2 protein-coding genes are annotated in these 3,138 nt (G+C 66.9%); both read right to left on the minus strand.

The window, feature by feature from the left end; all coding sequences use genetic code 11:
- Window positions 1–1,818 (minus strand): TonB-dependent receptor plug domain-containing protein (locus AB4Y84_RS17480; protein WP_442250546.1); only part of this gene is annotated, 1,818 nt, incomplete at its 3' end.
- A 258-nt stretch (window positions 1,819–2,076) separates the two neighbouring features.
- Window positions 2,077–3,054: a zinc-binding dehydrogenase gene (locus tag AB4Y84_RS17485; protein ID WP_442244824.1), complete on the minus strand. Its 978-nt coding sequence runs from the start codon at window positions 3,052–3,054 to the stop codon at window positions 2,077–2,079.
- Window positions 3,055–3,138 lie beyond the last annotated feature (84 nt).

Below are 3,138 nucleotides of genomic sequence, written 5' to 3' on the forward strand. Positions count from 1 at the left end.
GCTGATGGTCTGCCCCGGTGCGATCTCCGGCAGCGACGGTGCACGGAAACCACGCGAGAACGAGCCACGCAGCAGCAGGCTGTCCAGCGGTTGCCAGCGCAGCGCGAACTTCGGCGAGAATGCCTTGCCGAAGTCATCGTAGTGGTCACCGCGGCCGGCTACCTGCAGCTCCAGCGTGCGATGCAGCGGCACGCTGAACTCGGCATAGGCGGCACTGACCTGGCGCTCACCGTCGACGATGTTGATCGCCGGGCGCAGTTCGGTACCGGACAGCACCTGCGCACTGGTGCGCGCGTCCAGCGATTCCTTGCGGAATTCCGCGCCCCAGGCGAAGCCGATCGCACCCGCCGGCAGTTCCCACAACGAGGTCGATGCCTTGACGTTGAGCGAGTGCAGCTTGTACCAGCCCGGGCGCTTGGTCTGCAGGCGCAGATCGTCCAGTGCGCCCGGCGTGCTGGATGGATCGAGGAAGTTGTAGCTGCCATCGCGCAGGATCTGCTGGAAGGCGTAGCGGTCCACGAAGTTGTCCACGTACTCGCGCTGCGCGCTCTGCGAGGTCAGTGCGGCCACTTCCCAGTCCCAGCGTTCGCCGGTGCCACGCACGCCGGCCAGGGCGCGGTAGAACACCTGGGTGTTGTCCTTCAGGCGCGGGCCGAGATCGAAGAAGGTGTATTCGAACGGCAGCGGCGCGCTACCCGGATTGTTCGGATGGCCGACCGGCAGCACCGCGGCGATATCGGTCAACGTACCGGTGGCGGGATTGTAGGCACGCAGGCCCGGGCCGACCGTCAGCGGCGCACTGAAGATCTGGTCGGCCTTGTTGTGGCTGTACAGCACATCAGCGAAGGCTTCGACGCTGTCGTTGAAGCGGTAGGTCGCGCTCAACGACGCCTGCAGGCGCTCGGCGCCGGGCTGCAGGGTCTTGAACGGCTGCGCGTTGAAGGCGCAGGCCTGGCCGGGCAGGGTGCTGCCGAAGTCACTGTAGGGACGCAGCTCGCTGCCATCGGGGCAGGACGCGAACGGTTGCGGCGCGCGCGGGTTGGCCAGCGTGTTGCCGCCAGCGGTGGACCAGCCGGCCAGGCGGCCACCGGGCTTGTCGCGGAAATCGCCGTCGCGGGTGTACGCGCGCTGGTCAGCATCGAGGCGGTCGCGCTTGAGCAGATCCAGCCCGAACAGCACGTTCCAGCCCTGCTGTTCGAGGTCACCGAAGCCGGCCAGCAGGTTGGCCTTGCGCTCGTTCAGGCCGCCCTGGGTGGCGGTGCCGAAGCCACCGCCGACCTCCACGCCTTGGAAATCACGACGCAGGATGATGTTGATGACGCCGGCGATGGCGTCCGAGCCGTACACAGCCGAGGCACCATCCTTCAGCACTTCGATGCGCTCCACCGCGCTGATCGGCAGCGCGTTGAGGTCGACGAAGGTGTCCTGGGTGTTGAGCGCGAAGCCGAAGTTGGCCACGCGGTAGCCATTGACCAGCACCAGCGTGTTCTTCGGTGACAGGCCGCGCAGGCCGATCGACGCCGAGCCTGCAGCGAAGCTGCCGGTGTACTGCTCGTCGAAGCTGTTGCCGGCGTTGGCCGACAGGTTGCGCAGCACGTCGGTAAGGGTGGAGCGGCCGGTCTGCAGGATCTGCTCGCGGGTGACGATCTGCACCGGGTTGGGGCCGGCGGTGTCGCTGCGCTTGATGTTCGAGCCGGTCACCAGCACGGTGCCGAGGGTGGTGCTGTCCTTGCCGGTGTCGGCGATTTCAGCGGCGCCGGCAGTGCCAGCGACGAGGGCCAGCGCGACCGCGCTGGAAAGCAGGGTGGTGCGATACATGGAAGCGACTACGCCAAACGGGGGAGGAGTCGTCAGTACCGCACGCGGGTGAGTGCGCCTTCCAATGACGAAAGCGCATTCAGTTATACATCACAGGTTCTTAACGAAAGTCGGCGGCCTTGGTGGGGCAGACCATCCCGGTGGGTGCCGACCATCTCAATGGGGCAGATCATCCCGGTGGGTGCGGACCGTTGGTCCGCACGCTCCTGCACGGTCAGAGCCCTTCCCTTTCAGAAAGGGAGCCGACCCCCAAGGGCATCACGCGCGCAGCAGCACCTTGCCATTGCGGCCCGAACCGGCGCCGGCTTTTGCCGCCTGGGCGATGTCGTCCAATGCGAAGATCTGCTCCACCGGCAGGGTCAGTTCCCCCTCGGCCGCACGCTTCAGCAGTTCACCCACCAACCGCCGCTTGTCTTCCACCGCCATTGCCTGGCTGACCTTGCTGCCCCAGAAGCCCTTCACCGTGGCTTCCTTGTAGATCAGGCCGCCGGCGGGAATGCGCATCGGCTCGCCGCTCATCACGCCGAAGGACACCAGGGTGCCGTGGTGGCCGAGCAGGTCGACCAGGTCGCCGCTGGCATCGCCGCCGATGGAGTCAACCGCGGCCGCGGCCTGCGATTCGCCGGTGGCTTCGCGCACACGGTCCTTCCAGCCGTCCACCGAGGTATCGAACACGTGATCGATGCCCAGTGCCTGCAGTTGCGCCACGGCCTCGGCATTGCGCACCAGGTTGGCCACGTGCACGCCGCGCGCCTTTGCGAGCATCGCCAGCGATTTGCCGACGGCACCGTTGGCGGTGTTCTGCACGATCCACTGGCCCTGCTCGACGTGCAGGAATTCCAGCAGCATCAACGCGCTCAGCGGCATGGCGATCAGCTGTGCGGCCATTTCATCGGCGATCGCGTCCGGCATCGGGATCACCATCCGTGCCGGTGCGATGAACGCCTCGGCCCAGGTGCCGTGCACCGAGGCGGCGGCAACACGCTGACCGATCTGCAGGCCGTCGACGCCTTCGCCGAGCGCATCGACCACGCCCAGTGCTTCGCTGCCGCCGATCGCCGGCAGCGTCGGCTTGTAGCCGTACAGGCCACGCACGGTCAGCAGATCGTGGTTGTGGATCGAGGCCAGCACGGTGCGGATGCGTACTTCGCCGGGACCGGGTTCGGGCAGGGGGGCATCGGCAACGGCGAGGACCTGGGCTGGATCGCCGAAGGAGGAGTACAGGGCAGCGCGCATGGGCGGTGTTCCAATGAAAGTTGATGTTGTATCGAACTGGGGGGCGCGCCGGGCGGCCATCTGTTGATCGAAACGAGCCGGCGG

Origin of the sequence: Stenotrophomonas sp. 2YAF22, from assembly GCF_052114665.1 — a bacterium.
In the GTDB taxonomy this organism is placed as follows: Bacteria; Pseudomonadota; Gammaproteobacteria; order Xanthomonadales; family Xanthomonadaceae; genus Stenotrophomonas; species Stenotrophomonas indicatrix.